At 70.4% G+C, this 22,549-nt stretch carries 20 protein-coding genes and 1 riboswitch; of the genes, 12 read left to right on the top strand and 8 right to left on the bottom strand.

Translation table 11 applies throughout. The features are described from left to right. Positions 1 to 97: 97 nt before the first annotated feature. From rlmN to ACIRR8_RS04540, 4 genes are all read left to right on the top strand, one after another. On the top strand, positions 98 to 1,204 hold the full coding sequence (gene rlmN / locus ACIRR8_RS04555) for a 23S rRNA (adenine(2503)-C(2))-methyltransferase RlmN (RefSeq protein WP_030569530.1): 1,107 nt from the start codon (positions 98 to 100) through the stop codon (positions 1,202 to 1,204). An 89-nt stretch (positions 1,205 to 1,293) separates the two neighbouring features. Then, a riboswitch (TPP riboswitch) is annotated at positions 1,294 to 1,410 on the top strand. A 94-nt stretch (positions 1,411 to 1,504) separates the two neighbouring features. Further along, positions 1,505 to 2,608, top strand: a complete 1,104-nt coding sequence (locus tag ACIRR8_RS04550) for a thiamine ABC transporter substrate binding subunit (protein WP_404058910.1) — start codon at positions 1,505 to 1,507, stop codon at positions 2,606 to 2,608. 98 nt (positions 2,609 to 2,706) lie between these two features. Next, positions 2,707 to 4,320, top strand: coding sequence for an ABC transporter permease (locus tag ACIRR8_RS04545; RefSeq protein ID WP_404060635.1), 1,614 nt, complete (start codon positions 2,707 to 2,709; stop codon positions 4,318 to 4,320). A 5-nt stretch (positions 4,321 to 4,325) separates the two neighbouring features. Then, entirely contained in the window at positions 4,326 to 5,348 is a 1,023-nt protein-coding gene (locus ACIRR8_RS04540) for an ABC transporter ATP-binding protein (protein WP_404058908.1), read from the top strand. A gap of 63 nt (positions 5,349 to 5,411) precedes the next feature. On the opposite strand, the gene ACIRR8_RS04535 is transcribed toward ACIRR8_RS04540, so the two are convergent. The 4 genes from ACIRR8_RS04535 to ACIRR8_RS04520 all read right to left on the bottom strand — a co-directional run bounded on the left by ACIRR8_RS04535 (position 5,412) and on the right by ACIRR8_RS04520 (position 9,406). After that, positions 5,412 to 6,572, bottom strand: coding sequence for a hypothetical protein (locus tag ACIRR8_RS04535; protein ID WP_404058905.1), 1,161 nt, complete (start codon positions 6,570 to 6,572; stop codon positions 5,412 to 5,414). Next, on the bottom strand, positions 6,554 to 7,291 hold the full coding sequence (locus ACIRR8_RS04530; protein ID WP_404058903.1) for an ABC transporter ATP-binding protein: 738 nt from the start codon (positions 7,289 to 7,291) through the stop codon (positions 6,554 to 6,556). Before ACIRR8_RS04530 ends, ACIRR8_RS04535 begins: the two co-directional genes overlap by 19 nt. A 244-nt stretch (positions 7,292 to 7,535) precedes the next feature. Continuing rightward, positions 7,536 to 8,915, bottom strand: a complete 1,380-nt coding sequence (locus ACIRR8_RS04525) for an aspartate aminotransferase family protein (RefSeq protein ID WP_237328176.1) — start codon at positions 8,913 to 8,915, stop codon at positions 7,536 to 7,538. Then, positions 8,900 to 9,406 (bottom strand): Lrp/AsnC family transcriptional regulator, encoded by a 507-nt coding sequence (locus ACIRR8_RS04520; RefSeq protein WP_404058900.1) that lies wholly within the window; start codon positions 9,404 to 9,406, stop codon positions 8,900 to 8,902. The genes ACIRR8_RS04525 and ACIRR8_RS04520 overlap by 16 nt, the downstream gene beginning before the upstream one ends. A gap of 161 nt (positions 9,407 to 9,567) precedes the next feature. Between ACIRR8_RS04520 and ACIRR8_RS04515 the strand changes: the two genes are divergently transcribed. Together ACIRR8_RS04515 and ACIRR8_RS04510 are read left to right on the top strand one after the other, a co-directional pair. Continuing rightward, on the top strand, positions 9,568 to 11,007 hold the full coding sequence (locus ACIRR8_RS04515; RefSeq protein ID WP_404058897.1) for a gamma-aminobutyraldehyde dehydrogenase: 1,440 nt from the start codon (positions 9,568 to 9,570) through the stop codon (positions 11,005 to 11,007). A 166-nt stretch (positions 11,008 to 11,173) separates the two neighbouring features. After that, on the top strand, positions 11,174 to 12,337 hold the full coding sequence (locus ACIRR8_RS04510) for a spermidine/putrescine ABC transporter substrate-binding protein (RefSeq protein ID WP_404058895.1): 1,164 nt from the start codon (positions 11,174 to 11,176) through the stop codon (positions 12,335 to 12,337). 19 nt (positions 12,338 to 12,356) lie between these two features. Here ACIRR8_RS04510 and ACIRR8_RS04505 read toward each other — a convergent pair whose 3' ends face one another. The 3 genes from ACIRR8_RS04505 to ACIRR8_RS04495 form a co-directional block, all read right to left on the bottom strand. After that, on the bottom strand, positions 12,357 to 13,160 hold the full coding sequence (locus ACIRR8_RS04505; protein WP_404058892.1) for an SAM-dependent methyltransferase: 804 nt from the start codon (positions 13,158 to 13,160) through the stop codon (positions 12,357 to 12,359). A gap of 59 nt (positions 13,161 to 13,219) precedes the next feature. Continuing rightward, a complete protein-coding gene (locus ACIRR8_RS04500) occupies positions 13,220 to 13,933 on the bottom strand; it encodes a glycerophosphodiester phosphodiesterase (RefSeq protein WP_404058889.1) in 714 nt (237 codons plus the stop codon). A 93-nt stretch (positions 13,934 to 14,026) separates the two neighbouring features. After that, positions 14,027 to 15,061 carry an adenosine deaminase gene (locus ACIRR8_RS04495; RefSeq protein WP_404058886.1) on the bottom strand — a complete coding sequence of 345 codons (1,035 nt, stop codon included), beginning with the start codon at positions 15,059 to 15,061 and terminating at the stop codon, positions 14,027 to 14,029. A gap of 139 nt (positions 15,062 to 15,200) precedes the next feature. Between ACIRR8_RS04495 and ACIRR8_RS04490 the strand changes: the two genes are divergently transcribed. Next, complete coding sequence (locus ACIRR8_RS04490; RefSeq protein WP_404058883.1) at positions 15,201 to 15,896, top strand: DUF4190 domain-containing protein; 696 nt, start codon at positions 15,201 to 15,203, stop codon at positions 15,894 to 15,896. Between the two features lie 89 nt (positions 15,897 to 15,985). On the opposite strand, the gene ACIRR8_RS04485 is transcribed toward ACIRR8_RS04490, so the two are convergent. Beyond that, entirely contained in the window at positions 15,986 to 16,534 is a 549-nt protein-coding gene (locus tag ACIRR8_RS04485) for an NADAR family protein (RefSeq protein WP_404058880.1), read from the bottom strand. A gap of 207 nt (positions 16,535 to 16,741) precedes the next feature. On the opposite strand from ACIRR8_RS04485, the gene ACIRR8_RS04480 reads away from it, so the two are divergent. The 5 genes from ACIRR8_RS04480 to ACIRR8_RS04460 all read left to right on the top strand — a co-directional run bounded on the left by ACIRR8_RS04480 (position 16,742) and on the right by ACIRR8_RS04460 (position 22,540). Continuing rightward, the gene (locus tag ACIRR8_RS04480) at positions 16,742 to 18,256 is read left to right on the top strand and encodes a gamma-aminobutyraldehyde dehydrogenase (protein ID WP_404058877.1); all 1,515 of its coding nucleotides are present in this window, start codon (positions 16,742 to 16,744) and stop codon (positions 18,254 to 18,256) included. 70 nt (positions 18,257 to 18,326) lie between these two features. Continuing rightward, positions 18,327 to 19,571 (top strand): PotD/PotF family extracellular solute-binding protein, encoded by a 1,245-nt coding sequence (locus ACIRR8_RS04475; RefSeq protein ID WP_404058875.1) that lies wholly within the window; start codon positions 18,327 to 18,329, stop codon positions 19,569 to 19,571. Positions 19,572 to 19,644: 73 nt separating this feature from the next. Next, positions 19,645 to 20,799, top strand: coding sequence for an ABC transporter ATP-binding protein (locus ACIRR8_RS04470; RefSeq protein WP_404058873.1), 1,155 nt, complete (start codon positions 19,645 to 19,647; stop codon positions 20,797 to 20,799). Next, positions 20,796 to 21,737, top strand: coding sequence for an ABC transporter permease (locus tag ACIRR8_RS04465; protein ID WP_404058870.1), 942 nt, complete (start codon positions 20,796 to 20,798; stop codon positions 21,735 to 21,737). Before ACIRR8_RS04470 ends, ACIRR8_RS04465 begins: the two co-directional genes overlap by 4 nt. Beyond that, the gene (locus tag ACIRR8_RS04460; protein ID WP_404058867.1) at positions 21,737 to 22,540 is read left to right on the top strand and encodes an ABC transporter permease; all 804 of its coding nucleotides are present in this window, start codon (positions 21,737 to 21,739) and stop codon (positions 22,538 to 22,540) included. Before ACIRR8_RS04465 ends, ACIRR8_RS04460 begins: the two co-directional genes overlap by 1 nt. The last annotated feature ends 9 nt before the right edge of the window (positions 22,541 to 22,549 follow it).

Genomic DNA, 22,549 nt, shown 5'->3' with positions numbered 1-22,549 from the left:
CCGCGCACCACGTCTCACCTGCACGTTCCACGAGTGAGGGTCCGTCGTCCACAGGGCGGCGGGCCCTCACCCGTCTGTCTGCGACACTGGATGAACCATGCCTAAGCCCGGAGAACTCACTTTCGTCGCGCCCCGCGGAGCCAAGAAGCCGCCGCGGCATCTCGCCGACCTCACGCCCGCCGAGCGCAAGGAAGCGGTCGCCGCGACCGGCGAGAAGCCGTTCCGCGCCCAGCAGCTCTCGCAGCACTACTTCGCGCGGTACGCGCACGACCCGGAGCAGTGGACCAACATCCCCGCCGGGTCCCGGGAGAAGCTCGCCGAGGCGCTGTTCCCCGACCTGATGTCCGTGGTGCGGCACATCAGCTGCGACGACGACACCACCCGCAAGACGCTGTGGAAGCTGCACGACGGGACGCTCGTCGAGTCCGTCCTGATGCGCTACCCGGAGCGCGTCACCATGTGCATCTCCTCGCAGGCGGGCTGCGGGATGAACTGCCCGTTCTGCGCCACCGGGCAGGCCGGTCTCGACCGCAACCTGTCGACCGCCGAGATCGTGCACCAGATCGTCGACGGCATGCGCGCCCTGCGCGACGGCGAGGTGCCCGGTGGTCCGGCCCGGCTCTCCAACATCGTCTTCATGGGCATGGGCGAGCCGCTCGCCAACTACAACCGGGTCGTCGGCGCCATCCGCCGGCTCACCGACCCCGAGCCGGACGGCCTCGGCCTCTCCCAGCGCGGGATCACCGTCTCGACGGTCGGGCTCGTCCCGGCCATGCTGCGCTTCTCCGACGAGGGGTTCAAGTGCCGCCTCGCCGTCTCACTGCACGCCCCGGACGACGAGCTGCGCGACACCCTCGTCCCGGTCAACACCCGGTGGAACGTACGCGAGGTGCTCGACGCCGCCTGGGAGTACGCGGAGAAGTCCGGCCGCCGCATCTCCATCGAGTACGCCCTGATCCGGGACATCAACGACCAGGCCTGGCGCGGCGACCTGCTCGGCCGGCTGCTCAAGGGCAAGCGGGTGCACGTCAACCTGATCCCGCTGAACCCCACGCCCGGCTCCAAGTGGACCGCCTCGCGGCCCGAGGACGAGAAGGCGTTCGTCGAGGCCATCGCGGCCCACGGCGTGCCCGTCACCGTCCGGGACACCCGCGGCCAGGAGATCGACGGGGCCTGCGGACAGCTGGCGGCCTCCGAGCGCTGATCACACGGCGGCTTCCGAGCGCCGATCACACAGCGGCCTCAGGCGACCGGCCGGAACCGCCGGTGTAGCCTGAGCGCGAAATCAACTTCATATTCCGACAGGGGAGCGCCACAGCGCTGAGAGTGCGGCACCAAGGACAGGTTGGCCGCAGACCCTCTGAACCTCGCCCGGGTCATTCCAGGTAGGAAGTTCGGACCTTACTCAAGCTGTTGCGCCCTGCCCGCTTCCGGTTACGTCTGTCACGTCTCCGGAGGGCGGGCGGGGCCGCGTCTCTTCCTGGTCACCTCCAGGAGGAATCACATGAACACCACCAAGAAGTACGCCGCAGCCGCGCTCGCCGCGGCGCTCGGCGTCACCGTCCTCGCGGGCTGCGGCGACTCCGGCGACGACACCTCGGCGGGCTCCGGCGCGTCGAAGGGCAGCGGCTCCAAGACCGTCACCCTGGTCACCCACGACTCCTTCAACGCCTCGGAAGACGTGCTGAAGCAGTTCACCAAGGAGAGCGGCTACACCGTCGAGCTCCTCAAGAGCGGCGACGCCGGTGCCGCCCTCAACCAGGAGATCCTCACCAAGGGCTCCCCGCGCGGCGACGTGTTCTTCGGCGTCGACAACACCCTGCTCTCCCGAGCCCTCGACAACGGCCTCTTCACCGCGTACGAGGCCAAGGGCCTGGACCGGGTCGCGAAGGGCACCGAGCAGGACGACCAGCACCGCGTCACGCCCGTCGACACCGGTGACATCTGCGTCAACTACGACAAGAAGTACTTCGCCGGCAAGAAGCTCGCGCCGCCGCAGACCTTCGAGGACCTGCTCAAGCCCGCGTACAAGAACCTCCTCGTCACCGAGAACGCGGCCGGCTCCTCGCCCGGCCTCGGCTTCCTCCTCGGCACCATCGCCTCCCAGGGCGAGGACGGCTACCAGGACTACTGGAAGAAGCTGAAGGCCAACGGCGTCAAGGTCGTCGACGGCTGGGAGCAGGCCTACAACGAGGAGTTCTCGGGCTCCGCGGGCGGCAAGAAGGCCAAGGCGGACCGGCCGCTCGTCGTCAGTTACGCCTCCAGCCCGCCCGTCGAGGTCCTCTACGCAGACCCGCAGCCCAAGGAGGCCCCCACCGGCGTCTCCACCGGGACCTGCTTCCGGCAGACCGAGTACGCCGGGCTGCTGAAGGGCGCGAAGAACGAGGCGGGCGGCAAGGCGCTGCTCGACTTCCTGATCAGCAAGACGTTCCAGGAGGACGTGCCGCTGAACATGTTCGTCAACCCGGTCGTCACCGACGCGAAGCTGCCGGAGATCTTCACCGAGTTCGGTGAGACCGTCGACAAGCCGGCCACGGTGGCCCCGGACAAGATCGCCGCCAACCGTGAGCAGTGGGTCCAGGCGTGGCACTCGATCGCCGTGAAGTAGACGGCCCCACCAAGGCCGACGAAGCCGCCGAGCCCGCCGCCGGGTCCAAGGGTGGGACCGGCGGCGGGCGGCGCGGAGCGGCGGTGCGGCTCGGCCTGATGGCCGTGCCCGTCGCGTTCTTCGCCGTCTTCTTCGCCTACCCCGTCTCCGCGATCGTCGGACGCGGGCTGAAGGCGGACGGTGTCTGGCAGTTCGGGCGGATCGGCGAGGTGCTGTCCCGCCCGGACATCCTCGACGTCCTCTGGTTCACCACCTGGCAGGCGCTCGCCTCCACCGCGCTCACCCTGCTGGTCGCGCTGCCCGGCGCGTACGTCTTCGCGCGCTTCGACTTCCCCGGAAAGCAGGTGCTGCGCGCGGTCGTCACCGTGCCGTTCGTGCTGCCCACGGTCGTCGTCGGCACCGCGTTCCTGGCGCTGCTCGGGCGCGGCGGGCTCCTGGACGAGCTGTGGGGTCTGCGGCTCGACACCACGGTGTGGGCGATTCTGCTCGCGCACGTCTTCTTCAACTACGCCGTCGTCGTGCGGACGGTCGGCGGCCTCTGGTCGCAGCTCGACCCGCGTCAGGAGGAGGCTGCCCGGGTCCTCGGCGCCGGACGGTTCGCCGCCTGGCGCCGGGTGACGCTGCCCGCGCTCGGTCCGGCGGTGGCGGCGGCCGCGCTGATGGTCTTCCTCTTCACGTTCACCTCGTTCGGTGTCGTGCAGATCCTCGGCGGCCCCGCCTACTCCACCCTGGAGGTGGAGGTCTACCGCCAGACCGCCCAGCTCCTCGACCTGCCGACGGCCGCCGTGCTGACCATGGTCCAGTTCGTGGCGGTCGGCGGGATCCTCGCCGTGCACGCCGTGACCGTACGCCGCCGGGAACGGGCGCTGAAGCTCGTCGACCCGGCCCAGACCTCCCGCCGGCCGCACGGCGCCGGACAGTGGGCGCTGCTCGGCGGGGTGCTGCTCACCGCGCTGCTGCTGATCCTGCTGCCGCTCGGCGTGCTGGTGGAGCGGTCGTTCGACGGGCCGCAGGGGTACGGCCTCGGCTACTACGAGGCACTCCAGACGGCCGACGGCAGCGGCTCGACCTTCCTCGTACCGCCGCTGGAGGCCGTCGGCAACTCCCTCCGGTACGCGTTCGTCGCCACCTTCATCGCCCTGGTCGTCGGAGGTCTCGCGGCGGCCGCCCTGACCCGCCGGGCGGGACGGCTCGTACGCGGCTTCGACGCGCTGCTCATGCTGCCGCTCGGGGTCTCCGCCGTCACCGTCGGCTTCGGCTTCCTCATCACCCTCGACCAACCGCCGCTGGACCTGAGGACCTCCTGGATCCTGGTCCCGCTGGCCCAGGCGCTGGTGGGCGTCCCCTTCGTCGTACGCACCATGCTTCCCGTCCTCCGCGCGGTGGACGACCGGCTGCGCGAGGCCGCCGCCGTGCTGGGGGCCTCGCCGCTGCGGGCCTGGCGCGAGGTCGATCTGCCCTTGGTGCGGCGGGCGGTGCTGGTCGCGGCGGGCTTCGCGTTCGCCGTGTCGCTCGGCGAGTTCGGCGCCACCGTCTTCATCGCCCGGCCCGACAACCCGACCCTGCCGGTCGCCGTGGCCCGGCTGCTGGGCCGGTCCGGTGAACTCAACTACGGGCAGGCGATGGCCCTCAGCACGATCCTGATGCTGGTGTGCGCAGTGTCGCTGCTGCTCCTCGAACGCATCCGTACCGACCGATCCGGGGAGTTCTGACCACCATGCTGAGCTTGCAGGCAGCCACCGTACGGTTCGGGAAGCGGGCCGCGCTCGACGCGGTCGACCTGGAGGTCGCCGAGCACCGCATCGTCTGCGTGCTCGGCCCCAGCGGCAGCGGCAAGTCCACCCTGCTCCGGGCCGTTGCCGGGCTCCAGCCGATGGACGGCGGCCGGGTGCTGCTGGCCGGGCAGGACCAGGCGGGCGTCCCGGTGCACCGGCGCGGCCTCGGCCTGATGTTCCAGGACCACCAGCTCTTTCCGCACCGTGACGTCGGCGCCAACGTCGCCTTCGGGCTGCGGATGCACGGCACCGGCCGAGCGGAGTCCGAGCGCCGGGTCCGTGAACTCCTGGAGCTGGTCGGCCTTCCCGGCGCCGAACGCCGTGCCGTCGCCGCCCTCTCCGGCGGCGAGCAGCAGCGCGTCGCCCTGGCCCGGGCGCTGGCCCCGCGCCCCAAGCTCCTGATGCTGGACGAACCCCTCGGCCAGCTCGACCGCAGCCTGCGCGAACGGCTCGTCATCGAACTGCGCACCCTGTTCCAGGAGTTGGGCACGACCGTGCTGGCCGTCACCCACGACCAGGGTGAGGCGTTCGCACTCGCCGACCGGGTCGTCGTGATGCGGGACGGCCGGATCGCCCAGGAGGGCAGCCCGCTGGACGTCTGGCAGCGCCCCGCCTCCGCGTTCGTCGCCCGCTTCCTCGGCTTCGACAACGTGACCCCGGCGACGGTGACCGGCCGGGCTGCCGCGACCGCCTGGGGCAAGGTGCCGGTCCCGGAGGGCTCGCCCCAGGGCGAGGTGGACCTGCTGGTCCGCCCGGCCGGGGTGCTGGTCGGCGCCCAGGAGGACGGGCTGCGCTGCACGGTCGGCGTCCGCACCTTCCGCGGGAACCACGTGACCGTGCGGCTGACCCCGGAGAACGCCCCGGTGCTGGAGGCCGAGTGCGCCCTGCGGGACACCCCGGACGAGGGTGCGGTGGTGGGTGTGCGGTTCGACGCGGCGGAGACGGTGGTGCTGGCGGGGGAGTGACAGGGCCTTCACGAGCCGCGCCCACCGGTGAGCCGCCCGTCCCTGAGCTCCGCCCCCCCCGGCCTACCCAGCCAGCGGCAGCGCCGCCAGTTCCGCGATCACCCAGGTCAGCGGGGCGAACAGGGCCAGCAGCGCGGCGGCCCGTAGCGCGGTCGCGGAGCGCAGGGTGGAGGCCGGGGCGCCCATCCGCAGCAGCGCCTCGGCGGTGTGGGCGCGGGCCTGCTTCGCCTCCAGGGCCGAGGTCAGCAGCGTCGCCACCGTGCAGCCGAGGACCAGCACCGCACCGAGCGCGGTGAGCGGGCCGTAAGGGCGCTCGTCGCCTCCGTACAGCGCCGAGGCGGCGATCACCGCGGCGACCACCGCGCAGACGATGCCGAGCGGGCGGCCGATCCGGCGCGCCTCGTCCATCAGGACCCGGCCCGCCAGCAGACGTACGGCACCGGGACGCACCGCCTGGAGCGCCTTCCCGCACAGGTAGGTCAGCCCCGGCCCCGCCATGGCCAGGCCGGCCGCGGCCAGCGTCCAGCCGGCCAGTACCGCCACCGGAGTGGCGTCGAACCGGCCCGGCAGCGGGAACGCGCTCCCCGACCCGTCCCGGGACGCGTACGCCTCGACCGCCAGCCCGGCGGCCACCAGCGCCACCCCCCACGGCAGCCCGCTCGGCACAGGTGCGGGCTCCGGCAGCTCCTCGGAGCCGAAGGTGGCCCGGGCAGGGTCGGGCCGGGAACGCAAGGCCAGCGCGCTCGCCGTCGCCGACAGCACCGGTACGAGGGCGAGCAGCATCAACGCGGCGGCCAGCGGCAGCGGGGTGCCCGCGCCGAGGAACTCGGCCGCGCCGCCGTCGAACGGCATCCCGGTCAGATCGCCCCGCAGATGCAGGAAGAAGAGCAGCGCCACCATCGAGCCGAGCGTCGTGGAGACGGCCGTCGAGACCGCGGCCAGCACCGAGAGCCGCACCGGACCGAGGCCCAGTGAGGAGAGACCGGGGCGGGGCCGGGTGCTCGGATCCGTGCGGGCCACCGCCACGGCGAACATCACGGTGGCGGCGAGCGGGACGAAGCACCACAGCAGCCGCAGCACCGAACCGGCGGAGGCGGGATGCGCCGAGGCGTATCCGAGCGAGCAGAGGAGGAGGAAGCCGACACCGGCCGATGCGGCGGCGACGAGCAGCCGCCGGACCAGGACGAGGGGATGCGTACCGAGGGTCAGACGGAGAGCGAGCACGCCGCGCTGCCCTCCGCATCGGGTTCGGCGGGGAGGGCGACGGTGGAGACGCGGCGGCCGTCCAGCAGCCGCACGGTCCGGTCGGCGAGGGCGGCGACCTCGGCGTCATGGGTGGCCAGGACCATCGTGATGCCGTGCGAGCGGGCCGCGGCGGTCAGGGTGCGCAGGAGCTGCGAGCGCTCGGCGCGGTGCAGGGTCGCGGTGGGCTCGTCGGCGAAGACGACCGTCGGCTGCGCGCAGAGGGCCCGGGCGACGGAGACGCGCTGGCGTTCGGCCTGGAGGAGCGCGTGCGGGCGCTTCTTGGCGAGCGGCGCGATGTCCATGCGCTCCAGCCACTCGGTGGCGGCCTTCTTCGCGGCCCGGTGCGAGGCGCCGCGCAGCAGCAGCGGAAGGGCCGCGTTCTCCCAGGTGGTCAGCTCGAGGACGAGCTCGGGGTCGGCGCCGATCCAGCCGAACCGCTCCCTCCGCAGCTGCTCGCGCACTCGGGGGGCCATGGTGTGCACGGGGACGCTGTTGAACCAGACCTCGCCCTGGTCGGGCACCAGACGGCCCGACAGGCAGTGCAGCAGCGTGCTCTTTCCGCTGCCGCGCGGGCCGGTCACGGCCAGGATCTCGGCGTCGCGGACGGAGACGGAGACACCGCCGAGACCGGGCGATCCGTTGTGGGAGTGGTGCAGGGAACGTGCCCAGATCACGTCGTTGTCCGGCGGGGCCACCATGGCGTACACCTCGGTTCGGATGAGTTTTCCCGTTCCCCCGTACGGGGGAACGAGGACGCGGCCGATCGGTCACTGGGCACCGTAGATAGTCGGACCGGTGAGTGCGCACAGCACGCGGCCCGGACGCTCCCCTTCTCACTCGAAAGGGCGCATCCGGGCCGGGTGGACCGTATGAAATGACCGCTGAATGATGATCATCCAGAGAGGGTCATGAGGGTCATGAGGGGCGCGAGGGCCCCGGAGGTCAGAGCTTCGTCCACGCTTCCGTCAGCACGGCCCGCAGGATGCCCTCGATCTCGTCGAACGTCGACTGGTCCGAGATCAGCGGCGGCGCGAGCTGCACGACCGGGTCACCGCGGTCGTCGGCCCGGCAGTACAGGCCGTTCTCGTACAGCGCCTTGGAGAGGAAGCCGTACAGGACGCGCTCGGTCTCCTCGTCGGTGAACGTCTCCTTGGTGGCCTTGTCCTTCACCAGCTCGATGCCGTAGAAGTACCCGTTGCCGCGGACGTCGCCGACGATCGGCAGGTCGTGCAGCTTCTGCAGCGTGGTGAGGAAGGCGTTCTCGTTGTCCAGGACGTGCTGCGTGAGGTTCTCGCGCTCGAAGATGTCCAGGTTGGCGAGGCCGACCGCCGCGGAGACCGGGTGGCCGCCGAAGGTGTAGCCGTGCAGGAAGGTGTTGCCGCCCTTGTAGAACGGCTCGGCGATCTTGTCCGAGACGATGCAGGCACCGATCGGGGAGTAGCCGGAGGTCATGCCCTTCGCGCAGGTGATCATGTCCGGCACGTAGCCGAACTTGTCGCAGGCGAAGATCGTGCCGAGGCGGCCGAAGGCGCAGATGACCTCGTCGGAGACGAGCAGCACGTCGTACTGGTCGCAGATCTCGCGGACCCGCTGGAAGTACCCGGGCGGCGGCGGGAAGCAGCCGCCCGCGTTCTGCACGGGCTCCAGGAAGACCGCCGCGACGGTCTCCGGGCCCTCGAAGAGGATCTCCTGCTCGATCTGGTCGGCGGCCCAGCGGCCGAAGGCCTCCGGGTCGTCGCCGAAGAGCGGGGCGCGGTAGATGTTGGTGTTCGGCACCTTGTGCGCGCCGGGGACCAGCGGCTCGAAGGGGGCCTTCAGGGCCGGGAGGCCGGTGATGGACAGGGCGCCCTGCGGGGTGCCGTGGTAGGCGACCGCACGCGAGATGACCTTGTACTTGGTCGGCTGGCCCTTGAGCTTGAAGTACTGCTTGGCCAGCTTCCAGGCGGTCTCGACGGCCTCGCCGCCACCGGTGGTGAAGAAGACCTTGTTGAGGTCGCCCGGCGCGTAGTCGGCGAGACGCTCGGCCAGCTCGACGGCCTTCGGGTGGGCGTAGGACCACACCGGGAAGAAGGCGAGCTCCTGGCCCTGCTTGTACGCCGTCTCGGCGAGCTCGTGGCGGCCGTGGCCGGCGTTGACCACGAACAGGCCGGAGAGGCCGTCCAGGTAGCGCTTGCCCTTGTCGTCGAAGATGTACGTTCCCTCGCCACGCACGATGGTGGGAACGGGCGCGTTCTCGTAGTCCGACATGCGGGTGAAGTGCATCCACAGGTGGTCGTACGCGGTCCGGCTGAGGTCCTTGCTCACGGCTATCGGGTTCCCCACATATAGGTCTGCTTCTTGAGCTTGAGGTAAACAAAGCTCTCGGTGGAGCGCACGCCGGGAAGGCTCCGGATGCGTTTGTTGATCGTCTCCAGCAGGTGGTCGTCGTCCTCGCAGACGACCTCCACCATCAGGTCGAAGGAGCCCGCGGTCATCACCACGTACTCGCACTCGGCCATGGCCGCCAGGGCTTCGGCCACCGGATCGAGGTCGCCCTCGACATTGACGCCGACCATCGCCTGGCGCCGGAACCCCACGGTGAGCGGGTCCGTGACGGCGACGATCTGCATCACGCCCTGGTCGAGCAGCTTCTGCACCCGCTGGCGCACAGCCGCTTCGGAGAGGCCGACGGCCTTGCCGATCGCGGCGTACGGACGGCGTCCGTCCTCCTGGAGCTGCTCGATGATCGCGAGGGAGACGGCATCGACCGCTGGCGGTGATCCGTTCCCGTTCCTGGAGTCTGCGCTGCGACTGGCCACACATCCACTGTGCACCGCACTCGTCTGTCTCGCAACCCCAGATCGATGAAATTCGTTGAGTGCGTGCGCAGAACCGACTGAATCCGAAGCTGGGGGTGGTTACCTATGTCGAAAGCGTCACCGGAACGATTAGGGTGGGTGTCTCACCCATCGGACAGCCGACAGGAGGGGTGGTCATGACCACCGAGGTGCGCCGTCTGCGCAACTACATCAACGGGGAGTTCCGGGACGCCGCGGACGGGCGGACCATCGATGTGGTCAGCCCGGTGACGGAAGAGGTCTACGCGACCTCGCCGCTCTCCGGCCAGGCCGATGTCGATGCCGCCATGGAAGCCGCCGCGGCCGCCTTCCCGGCCTGGCGCGACACGACGCCCGCCGAGCGCCAGAAGGCCCTGCTCAAGATCGCGGACGCGATCGAGGAGCGCGCGGAGGACCTGATCGCGGCCGAGTCGGAGAACACCGGCAAGCCGATCGGGCTCACCCGCACCGAAGAGATTCCGCCGATGGTCGACCAGATCCGCTTCTTCGCGGGCGCCGCCCGGCTGCTCGAAGGCCGCTCGGCCGGCGAGTACATGGAGGGCCTGACCTCCATCGTGCGCCGCGAGCCCGTCGGCGTATGCGCGCAGGTCGCGCCGTGGAACTACCCGATGATGATGGCCGTCTGGAAGTTCGCCCCGGCGCTCGCCGCGGGCAACACCGTCGTCATCAAGCCGTCCGACACCACTCCGGCGTCGACCGTGCTGATGGCCGAGATCATGGGCCAGATCCTGCCCAAGGGCGTCTTCAACGTCCTGTGCGGCGACCGGGACACCGGCCGCGCGATGGTCGAGCACCCGACCCCGGCGATGGCCTCCATCACCGGTTCGGTCCGGGCCGGCATCCAGGTCGCCGAGTCCGCCGCCAAGGACGTCAAGCGCGTCCACCTGGAGCTCGGCGGCAAGGCGCCGGTCGTCGTCTTCGAGGACGCCGACATCGCCAAGACCGTCTCGGGCGTCTCGGAGGCGGGCTTCTTCAACGCGGGCCAGGACTGTACGGCCGCGACCCGCGTCCTGGTCCACGAGTCCATCCACGACGAGTTCGTGACCGCGCTCGCCAAGGCCGCCGCCGACACGAAGACCGGGCAGCCGGACGACGAGGACGTGACGTACGGCCCGCTCAACAACGCCAACCAGCTGAAGCAGGTCAGCGGCTTCATCGAGCGGCTCCCGGCTCACGCCAAGGTCGAGGCGGGCGGCCACCGGGTCGGCGAGAAGGGCTACTTCTACGCCCCGACCGTCGTCTCCGGCCTCAAGCAGGACGACGAGATCATCCAGAACGAGGTCTTCGGGCCCGTCATCACGGTCCAGTCGTTCAGCGACGAGAAGCAGGCCGTGGAGTACGCGAACGGCGTCGACTACGCGCTCGCCTCCTCCGTCTGGACGACGAACCACTCCCGCGCCATGCGCATGTCCAAGAACCTGGACTTCGGCTGCGTGTGGATCAACACGCACATCCCGCTGGTCGCGGAGATGCCGCACGGCGGGTTCAAGAAGTCCGGCTACGGCAAGGACCTCTCGGCGTACGGCTTCGAGGACTACACCCGCGTCAAGCACGTCATGACGTCCATCGAGGACTGATCCGCGGATCGTCGTCACGCGTACGGCCCCGGGCTCCGGCCCGGGGCCGTACGCGCATCTGGACAACGTGTGCGGAACGGTCCCGTCCCGCTGGACGCTTGGTCCATTGCCCGCCGCCGTGGCCGAGGGGCATCCTGCGCGGGTGCCAGTGATCCCGAAGAACCCCATGTCCCGCCGTTCCCTGCTGCGCGCCCTCGGGGCCGGGGCCGCCGGGGCCTCCCTGGCCGGCTGCGGGGTGCCCGCGGCCTATGTCGAGCCGGGGGACCGGGCCGGACGCGACAGTTCCGCGACCGACCACAGCCTGCACTTCGCCAACTGGCCGCTCTACATCGACACCGACGACGAGAACACCTCGAAGCGGCCCACGCTGGACGCCTTCACCGAGCGGACCGGGATCTCCGTCACGTACACCGAGGAGATCAACGACAACGACGAGTTCTTCGGGAAGATCAGCCCGGCCCTGATGAACCGCCAGCAGACCGGCCGGGACCTGATCGTCATCAGCGACTGGATGGCCGCCCGCTTCGTCCGGCTCGGCTGGGTCCAGGAGATGGACCGGGCCAAGCAGCCGAACGTCGCCAAGTACCTGGACCCGCAGCTGCGTTCGCCCGCCTTCGACGCCGGGCGGCGCCACAGCGTCCCGTGGCAGTCCGGGATCACCGGCATCGCGTACAACCGCAAGCGCCTCGGCCGCGAACTCCGCTCCACCAGCGACCTGTGGGCCGACGACCTGCGCGGCAAGGTGACGCTGCTGTCCGGGCTCGACGAGTCGTTCGCACTGCTCATGCAGGGCGACGGCGTCGACATCACCCGGTGGACCGCCGACGACTTCCACACCATGTGCGAGCACATCGAGAAGCGGGTCCGGTCCAAGCACATCCGCCGCTTCACCGGCAACGACTACATCAAGGACCTCTCCACCGGCGATGTGCTGGCCTGCCAGGCGTACTCCGGCGACGTCATCCAACTCCAGGCGGACAACCCGGACATCGAGTTCCTCGTGCCCGAGGAGGGCGCCGAACTCTGGGCCGAGTCGCTGATGATCCCCAACCTCGCCCGCCACAAGCGCAACGCGGAACGGCTGGTCGACCACTACTACGACCCCCAGATCGCCGCCGAACTCGCCACCTGGGTCAACTACGTCTGCCCGGTGCCCGCCGCCCGTGACATCCTCGCCTCGTCCAAGGACGAGGAGACCGCCGCGCTCGCCGAGGACCCGCTGATCTTCCCCGACGACGCGATGCGCGAACGGCTCGCCATCGCGCGCGACATCACCGCCGAGGAGCGGACGGACTTCGCCAAGAAGTGGAACGCCATCGTCGGGTTGTGAAATGCGTGGCTCCGGGACCTCACGGCTTCCGGGCCACCACGCCGAACTGCGCCACCTCCGGCTCCCGCGGGTTCGTACGCCAGCGGGAGCAGGAGACGAGGCCCGGCTCCAGCAGGTCGAGGCCGTCCAGGAAGGACGCGACCTCGTCGCGGGTGCGGGCGGTGATCGGCGGAGTGGCGTTCTCGTTCCAGAAGCGCATCGCCGCCTCGTTGCCCTCGCCGCCCAGCTCCAGCGTCGGGTGGGTGAGCACCAGGTGGCTGCCCGAGGGGACGGCCGTCATCAGCGTGCGGACGATGGAGCGCGCCTCGTCCGTGTCCAGCACGAAGTTGAGGATGCCGAGCATCATCACCGCGACCGGCCGGCCCAGGTCCAGCGTGGGCTCGGCCGCCTTCAGGATCCGCTCCGGATCGTGCGCGTCCGCGTCGACGTACTCCGTCGCGCCCTCCAGCGAACCGCTGAGCAGGGCCCGCGCGTGGGCCAGCACGATCGGGTCGTTGTCGACGTAGACGACCCGGGCGTGCGGCGCGGTGTGCTGGGCGATCTCGTGGGTGTTGTCGGCCGTCGGCAGGCCGGTGCCGATGTCCAGGAACTGGTCGACGCCCACGTCCCCGGCCAGGTGCCGCACCACCCGGCCGAGGAACGCCCGGTCGGCGCGGGCCACTTCACCGATGCTCGGGTACATCCCGGTCACCTGGTCGCCCACCGCCCGGTCCACCGGGTAGTGGTCCTTGCCGCCCAGCCAGTAGTTCCACACCCGGGCGTTGTGCGCGACGTCGGAACGTATCCGGGCCGGGGCCTCGGCCCGCGGTCGGCTCTCACTCACGTCTGATGCTCCTCGTCCCCGTCCGGCGCTTCACGGCACCGACCATCATGCCGGACGAATCAAGAGGCCCTCAGCGCAGGGGAGTTGGAACGCACCTGGTGCAGCGCGTCGATCCGGTTGGTGGTGATCGAGTCGACGCCCCGCTCGATCAGCCGGCGCATCGTGCGCTTGGTGTCGGCCGTCCAGGCGGAGACGAGGAGCCCGTCCCGGTGCGCCCGCTCGGCCAGTTCGCGGCTGACGAGCCCGAAGCGGTAGTTCAGCCAGCGCGGCTTCACCGCCGCCAGCAGGACCGGACGCGGCGGAGCGAGGGTGTTCCAGGTCAGCGCGATCTCCGCGGCCGGATCCGCTCCGCGCACCCGCAGCATCGCGTCCGCGCCGGCGCAGTAGTACGCCCGGTCGCCCGCCCCGTACTCCAGGACCGTACCGACGACCTTCTTCACCGAGGCGTCCGTGGAGCCGGGCAGGTCCACCATCACCCGGTGCCCCTCGGTGGCCTCCAGCGCCTCGCGCAGGGTCGGCACCCCGCCGCCGGTCAGCTCCAGCACCTCCTGGTGGGTCAGCCGGTCGACGCGCCGGTCATGGCCCCACAGCCGCTCCAGCGTCGTGTCGTGGAGCAGGACGGGCACGCCGTCGCGGGTCACCCGTACGTCGATCTCGACCGCGTCCGCCCCCCGGTCGAGGGCGGAGCGGATCGAGGGCAGCGTGTTCTCGCGGGCCCGGTACGGATCGCCGCGGTGCGCCACGGCGGTGAGGCGGGAGGTGGTGTCGGCCATGGGGCCATTGTGACGACCGGGGCGCGCGGGCGGGGCGCCGGAGGCGATTCTCCGGGTACGTGTCCCGGTCAGCGGGGCGGTTGCGTGTCCGGGTCAGCGGGCGGGGCCCCGGAGCCAGTTCGCCGTGTACGTGTCGATCTCCTCGGCCAGCCGGCGCTTGCCGGCCGGGTCCAGGAACGAGGCCTCCACCGCGTTCTTCGCGAGGACGGCGATGCCCTGCTCGTCCAGCTTCAACAGCCGGGCGGCGACCGCGTACTCGTTGTTGAGGTCGGTGCCGAACATGGGCGGGTCGTCGCTGTTGACGGTGACCAGGACACCCGCCTGCACCATCTCCCGGATCGGGTGGAGCTCGATGTCGGTGACCGCGCGGGTCGCGATGTTCGACGTCGGGCAGACCTCCAGGGCGATGCGGTGCTCGGCCAGGTGCTCCAGCAGCTTCGGGTCCTGGACGGAGCTGGTGCCGTGGCCGATGCGCTCGGCGCGCAGCTCGGTGAGCGCGTCCCAGACGGTCTGCGGTCCGGTGGTCTCCCCGGCGTGCGGCACCGAGTGGAGGCCCGCGTCGATGGCCCGGTCGAAGTAGGGCTTGAACTGCGGACGCTCCACCCCGATCTCCGGCCCGCCGAGGCCGAAGGAGACGAGTCCCTCGGGCCGCAGGTCCACCGCCAGCCGGGCGGTCTCGTCGGCGGCCGGGGTCCCCAGCTCACCCGGGATGTCGAAGCACCAGCGCAGGATGACGCCCAGCTCGGCCTCGGCCGACTTGCGGGCGTCCTCGATGGCCTCCATGAAGGCCACCTCCGGGATGCCGCGCAGGGTCGAGCTGAACGGGGTCACGGTCAGCTCCGCGTACCGGATGTTCTGCCGTGCCATGTCCCGCGCCACCTCGAAGGTGAGCAGCCGGACGTCCTCGGGGGTGCGGATCAGCTCCACCACCGAGAGGTAGACCTCGATGAAGTGCGCGAAGTCGGTGAAGGTGAAGTAGTCGGTCAGCGCCTCCGGGTCCGTGGGGACCTTCGAGTCCGAGTGCCGGGCGGCCAGTTCGGCGACGATCCGGGGTGAGGCGGACCCGACATGGTGGACGTGGAGCTCGGCCTTGGGCAGCCCGGCGATGAAGGGGTGCGGATCGGTCATGTGTCTGTCTCCCACAGTTCGGCGTGTACGTCGGCGGAGCCCCAGGGGTGGTCCCGGCCGGCTGCACCGATCATCGTAGGCGGGGTGAGGCGGTGCGGAACCGGGCCGTAGCATGACGGGACCACGATGGGGGAGGCCCATGTCAGACAACACAGAGCAGCCCGGGGGCGGGGCCGCGCCGCGCGATCCGTGGGCACCGCCGGACAGCAGGGTGGAGCTGGGCAAGCAGGACGCCGCTCCGCCGCCGCCCGCCGTCCATGACCAGCAGACCGTGACGTCGATGCCGAGCGCGGGGCCCGCCGCCGACGGCACCGGCCCGATACCGACGGGCGGCGGCTTCGGCCCGCCGCCCTCGGCCGTACCGCCGCCGCCGATCGGCCCGGGCGGCCCCGGCCACCAGCCACCGCCGCCCCCGACCACCGGGCACTACGGCTACCCGGCCCCGCCGGCGCAGCCGTACGGCGGCTACCCGGGCTATGACGCCTACGGCGGCCAGCAGCCCTGGGGGCCGCAGCCCTCGAACGGCCTCGGCACGGCCGCGCTGGTGCTCGGCATCATCTCGATCGTCGGGTTCTGCATGTACGGGGTGAACATCATCCTCGGCATCCTGGCGCTGATCTTCGGCCTCATCGGCCTCGGCCGGGCCAAGCGCGGCGAGGCCACCAACCGGGGCATGGCGATCGCCGGGATCATCACGGGATCCGTCGGCATCGTGGTCGGATCCGTGCTCCTCGGCTTCATCATCTGGGCCATCGCCAACGGCGACTCCAGCTTCGACGAGACCTACGACGACGACCCGTTCGCCACGTCGCTGGTCATCGAGGGCCGCGGCTAGCCACCGGGACGTACCGCATCCGCCGCCCGGTCCGGCAGGGAACCCCTCCCCGCCGGACCGGGCGGCGCTGTCGTACCAGAGGGTGGGGGCTAAGCCACCCGCAGCCGCTCCCGGGCCTCCATCAGCGCGAACCCCAGCAGATTCAGCCCCTGCCACTCCTGCGGCCGCTCCACCCGCTCGTCGTCCGCCGCCAGCCCGATGCCCCAGATCCGGTCCAGCGGAGACGCCTCCACCAGCACCCGGTCGCCCGTGGACAGCAGATAGCCGGCCAGCTCAGGGCTCTGCCCGAACTTGTGGACGCTGCCCTCCACGACCAGGGCGAACCGCTCCCGTATCCACCGGTCCTCGTCGAAGCCGCGCACCAGCCGCCCGGCCTTCTTCGCCGCCGCCGGGCTCGACGCCGTGACGGCCGCCTGCTCCGCCTCCGTATCGCCGAAGAGGCGAGCCTTGCCGGCCATCATCCAGTGCTCGGCGCCGGCGTACGTCACCCCGTCCACCGTGAAGGGCGAGGGCCACCACTGGCTCAGGCAGCTCGGCCCCAGCCGGCCGTCCGGGCGCGGGCGGTGGCCCCAGAACGGCAGATACTTCACCCGCTTGCCCCGCGCCACGTCCGCCACAAGCTCATCGATCGGTCCCATGGCATGTGAGTGTGGCATCCGCCACTGACACTCCGTACGGGGATTTCCGCACCGACACGACACATGGTCGACAGATTCCGTCGCGTAACCAAAAGGCAACAACGGAATCACTTGTTGGGCCTGGACCCCTCTGTCAGGATCGGCACTCAATTCACGAAGAGGCTACGCCGACCCCGCGCAGCGGGTACAGCGGCGGAGGAGAGCGTCATGAGCAACGGCTTCCAGGTTCAGGACCGCTTCGCGGAAGGTGCGCAGTACATCGGCGGCAAGCTGCTCCCGGGCACGTCCGGCCGCCACCACGACGTGGTGGACCCCGCGACCGGCGAGAGCGTCCTGCGGTACGAGCTGGCGGGCACCGAGGACGTGGACGCGGCCGTCGCCGCCGCCCGCGCCGCCTTCCCCGGCTGGTCGGGCGCCACCCCCGGCGAGCGCTCCGAGGCCCTGCACCGGTTCGCCGCCGTCCTCGCCGAGCGGGCCGACGACTTCGCGTACGCCGAGTCCCTCCAGTGCGGCAAGCCGCTCAAGCTCTCCACCGAGTTCGACGTGCCCGGGACCGTCGACAACGCCGCCTTCTTCGCGGGCGCCGCCCGCCACCTGGAGGGCAAGGCCGCCGCCGAGTACGACGGTGACCACACCTCGTACGTACGCCGAGAGGCGATCGGCGTCGTCGGCTCCATCGCACCCTGGAACTACCCCCTCCAGATGGCCGCCTGGAAGATCCTCCCGGCCGTCGCCGCGGGCAACACCATCGTCCTCAAGCCCGCCGAGCTGACCCCGCTCACCTCGCTGATGTTCGCCCAGGCCGCCACCGAGGCCGGCATCCCGGACGGCGTGATCAACATCGTCAACGGCGCCGGAAAGGAGGCCGGAGAGCACCTCGTCGGCCACCCGGACGTCGTCATGACCTCCTTCACCGGCTCCACCGCCGTCGGCAAGCGGGTCGCGGAGATCGCCACCGCCACCGTCAAGCGCCTCCACCTGGAGCTCGGCGGCAAGGCCCCCTTCGTGGTCTTCGACGACGCCGACCTGGAGGCCGCCGTGCACGGCGCGGTCGCCGGTTCGCTCATCAACACCGGCCAGGACTGCACCGCCGCCACCCGCGCCTATGTCCAGCGCCCGCTGTACGACGCCTTCGTCCGAGACGTCGCCGCCCTCATGGAGACCGTCCGCCTCGGCTCGCCCTTCGACGCGTCCACCGACCTCGGCCCCCTCATCAGCCACGCCCAGCGCGACCGCGTCGCCGCCTTCGTCGAGCGGGCCCGCGGCTACGCCCAGGTCGTCACCGGCGGCGAGGCACCCGGCGGCGACCTCGCGGACGGCGCGTACTACCGGCCGACACTGATCGCGGGCGCCGCCCAGGACAGCGAGATCGTCCAGTCGGAGATCTTCGGCCCGGTCCTCGTCGTCCTCCCCTTCGACACCGACGACGAGGGCATCGCGCTCGCCAACGACACCCCGTACGGACTGGCCGCCTCCGCCTGGACCCGCGACCTGTACCGCGCGAACCGCGCCACCCGCGAGATCCAGGCGGGCTGTGTGTGGGTGAACGACCACATCCCGATCCTCTCCGAGATGCCGCACGGCGGATACAAGGCCAGCGGCTTCGGCAAGGACATGTCGGCGTACTCCTTCGAGGAGTACACGCAGGTCAAGCACGTCATGTACGACAACACCGCGGTCGCCCGCAAGGACTGGCACCGCACGATCTTCGGGGACCGATAGCAGCTGCCGCACGATCGGGGCCTGTTCACGGCAGGCCCCGGCGGCCTCCCACCCGAAAGGGCACACGCGTATGGAGAGTTACGAGCCCGAGCGCCTCTCGCCGGTCCAGCTGGCGGCCATGAGGCGTTCCCTGACCAGCGGCCGGGGCGCCCTCACCCGCCGCTCCCTGCTGCGCGCCTCCGGTATGGGCGCCCTCGCGCTGGGCGGGATAGCCACCCTCGGCGCCTGCGGCATCCCGCCCGCCGGACGCGCCGAGGGAGCCGCCGCCGACGACCACTCGGAGAAGGAGAAGGAGGTCGCCTTCTCCAACTGGACCGAGTACATGGACGTCAGCGACGACGAGAAGACCCGCCCCACCCTCGCCGCGTTCACCAAGCGCACCGGGATCAGGGTCAAGTACACCGAGGACATCAACGACAACGTCGAGTTCTTCGGGAAGATCAAACCGCAGCTCGCCGCCGGCCAGAACACCGGCCGCGACCTCATCTGCGTCACCGACTGGCTGGCCGCCCGCATCATCCGGCTCGGCTGGGCGCAGAAGCTCGACCCCTCGAACCTCCCGCACGCCTTCGCCAACATCTCCGCCCAGTTCCGCACCCCCGACTGGGACCCCGGCCGCGCCTACTCCTACCCCTGGACCGGCATCCCCACGGTCATCGCGTACAACGCGAAGGCGACCGGCGGCCGGAAGGTCGACTCGGTCACCCAGCTCCTCGACGACCCGAAGCTCAAGGGACGCGTCTCCTTCCTCTCCGAGATGCGCGACACCATCGGCATGACCCTCCTCGACCAGGGCAAGGACCCGGGGAAGTTCACCGACACCGACTTCGACGGGGCGATCGGCCGGCTCCAGAAGGCCGTCGACAAGAAGCAGATCCGCCGCTTCACCGGCAACGACTACACCGCCGACCTCAGCAAGGGCGACATCGCCGCCTGCGTCGGCTGGGCCGGGGACATCATCCAGCTCCAGGCCGACAACCCGGACATCAAGTTCGCCATTCCGGCCGCCGGTTACATCACCTCCAGCGACAACCTCCTGGTCCCCGCGCAGGCCCGGCACAAGACCAACGCCGAGAAGCTCATCGACTACTACTACGAGCCGCCGGTCGCCGCCCAGCTCGCCGCGTACATCAACTACGTCTGCCCGGTCGACGGCGTACGCGACGAACTCGCCAAGATCGACGAGTCGATGGCCTCCAACACGCTGATCCTCCCCGACCGGGAGATGGCGGCGAAGTCCCGCTCCTTCCGCTCCCTGAGCACGGAGGAAGAGACGGCATACGAAGAGAAGTTCACCAAACTCATCGGCGCCTGACCCGGTAACCGCCGGTACCCCACCGGCCCCGCCTCTCTCCGAACTCCCCCCGAACACACTGGGACCGCGACCCATGACACAGCAGCAGCAGACCGCGGGCGGCGATGTCCGCCTCGTCGGGATCAGCAAGACCTACGGCTCCTTCACCGCCGTCCAGCCGCTCGACCTGACCGTCCCCGAGGGCTCCTTCTTCGCCCTGCTCGGCGCCTCCGGCTGCGGCAAGACCACCACCCTGCGGATGATCGCGGGGCTGGAGGAGGCCACCACCGGCACGGTCTACCTCGGCGGCAAGGACATCACCGACCTGCCCCCGTACAAGCGGCCGGTCAACACCGTCTTCCAGAGCTACGCGCTCTTCCCGCACCTGGACATCACCGAGAACGTCGCTTTCGGGCTGCGCCGGCGCGGCATCAAGTCGGTGAAGAAGCAGGTCGACGAGATGCTGGAGCTGGTCCAGCTCGGCGACTTCGCCCGCCGCAAACCGCACCAGCTCTCCGGCGGCCAGCAGCAGCGCGTCGCCGTGGCCCGCGCGCTCATCAACCACCCGCAGGTCCTGCTGCTCGACGAACCGCTCGGCGCTCTCGACCTCAAGCTGCGCCGTCAGATGCAGCTGGAGCTCAAGCGGATCCAGACCGAGGTCGGCATCACCTTCGTGCACGTCACCCACGACCAGGAGGAGGCCATGACCATGGCCGACACCGTCGCGGTGATGAACGGGGGACGTGTCGAGCAGCTCGGCGCCCCCGCCGACCTCTACGAGAACCCGCGCACCACCTTCGTCGCCAACTTCCTCGGCACCTCCAACCTCATCGCGGGCGAGATCGTGTCGAGCGGCGAGGACCTGGTGGTGGCCGCGGGCGGCGGGAAGCTCACGCTGCCCCGCGAGCGATGTTCGGCGCCGATCACGAGCGGCGGCCGGCTCCTCCTCGGCATCCGGCCCGAGAAGATCTCCCTGGCCCACGCGGACGACGCGGATGCCATCGCCGCAGGCCGCAACCGCGTCACCGGCCGCATCACCGACTCCAGCTTCATCGGCGTCTCCACGCAGTACGTGGTCGAGAGCCCGGCCGGAACGGCCCTCCAGGTGTACGAGCAGAACGTCGACAGGCGCGCGGGACTCCTTCCCGGTGCCGAGGTCGTCCTGCACTGGAACCCCGCCCACACCTTCGGCCTCGACGCCGCCCAGGACATCGACGCGGGAGCGACGAGCGTGGAGGACGCGGAGTGAGCGCCACGAAGGCGCCGCCGGCGCCGTCCCCCGGCCCCGAGGAGCCCCGGGAGCTCACGCTCCGCAAGCCCTCCACCCGTAAACGGCTCATCCCGTACTGGCTGCTGCTCCCCGGCATCCTCTGGCTGCTCGTCTTCTTCGCGCTGCCGCTGGTCTACCAGGCCTCCACCTCCGTACAGACCGGCTCCCTGGAGCAGGGCTTCGAGGTCACCTGGCACTTCCAGACGTACGTGGACGCGCTGCGCGACTACTACCCGCAGTTCATCCGGTCCCTGCTGTACGCGGGCACCGCCACGATCCTGTGCCTGCTGCTCGGCTACCCGCTCGCCTACCTCATCGCCTTCAAGGCGGGCCGCTGGCGCAACCTGGTGCTGGTGCTGGTCATCGCCCCGTTCTTCACCAGCTTCCTCATCCGTACGCTGGCGTGGAAGACGATCCTCGCCGACGGCGGCGCGGTCGTGGACGTGCTCAACACGCTGCACGTCCTGGACGTCACCAGCTGGCTCGGCTGGACCGAGTCCAACCGGGTCCTCGCCACCCCGATGGCCGTCGTCTGCGGCCTGACGTACAACTTCCTGCCGTTCATGATCCTGCCGCTCTACACCTCGCTGGAGCGGATCGACGGCCGGCTGCACGAGGCGGCGGGCGACCTCTACGCCACCCCCGCCACCACCTTCCGCAAGGTGACGTTCCCGCTCTCCATGCCCGGCGTCGTCTCCGGCACCCTGCTGACCTTCATCCCGGCCAGCGGCGACTACGTCAACGCCGAGCTGCTGGGCTCCACCGACACCAAGATGGTCGGCTCCGTCATCCAGAGCCAGTTCCTGCGGGTCCTGGACTATCCGACGGCCGCCGCGCTCTCGTTCATCCTCATGGCGATCGTCCTGCTGATGGTCACCTTCTACATCCGCCGCTCCGGGACGGAGGACCTGGTCTGATGCCCGTACTGCGCTGGATACGCCGGAACCTGATCGTCATCGCGGGTCTGCTGACCCTCGCGTACATGATCCTGCCGAACATCGTCGTGATGGTGTTCTCGTTCAACAAGCCCAACGGGCGCTTCAACTACGAGTGGCAGCGGTTCTCGCTGGACGCGTGGAAGGACCCCTGCGGCGTAGCCGATCTCTGCGGCTCCCTTTCCCTCTCGCTCCAGATCGCCTTCTGGGCGACGCTCGGGGCCACCGCGCTCGGCACGGCGGTCGCCTTCGCGCTGGTCCGCTACCGCTTCCGGGCGCGCGGCGCGATCAGCTCGCTGATCTTCCTGCCGATGGCGATGCCCGAGGTCGTCATGGCCGCGTCGCTGCTCACGCTCTTCCTGAACATGGGCGCCCAGCTCGGCTTCTGGACCGTGCTGATCGCGCACATCATGTTCTGCCTCAGCTTCGTGGTGACGGCCGTCAAGGCACGCGTGATGTCGATGGACCCGAGACTGGAGGAAGCCGCCCGCGACCTCTACGCGGGACCCGTGCAGACTTTCCTCAGGGTGACCCTTCCCATCGCCGCACCGGGAATCGCGGCGGGCGCGCTGCTTGCCTTCGCGCTCTCCTTCGACGATTTCATCATCACGAATTTCAACGCGGGCTCCACCGTCACGTTCCCCATGTTCGTCTGGGGATCGGCGCAGCGCGGCACGCCCGTGCAGATCAACGTCATCGGCACCGCGATGTTCATCATTGCGGTACTGATGGTCCTCGGCGGTCAGCTCATCGCGAGCCGCCGAAAGAGCAACGCTCGAAACTGAAAGTTCTGA

Origin of the sequence: Streptomyces sp. NPDC101178, assembly GCF_044767965.1 — a bacterium.
Classification (GTDB): Bacteria; Actinomycetota; Actinomycetes; order Streptomycetales; family Streptomycetaceae; genus Streptomyces.
Note: the sequence above shows the minus strand (reverse complement) of the source record. Positions and strands in the feature narration are given on the sequence as shown.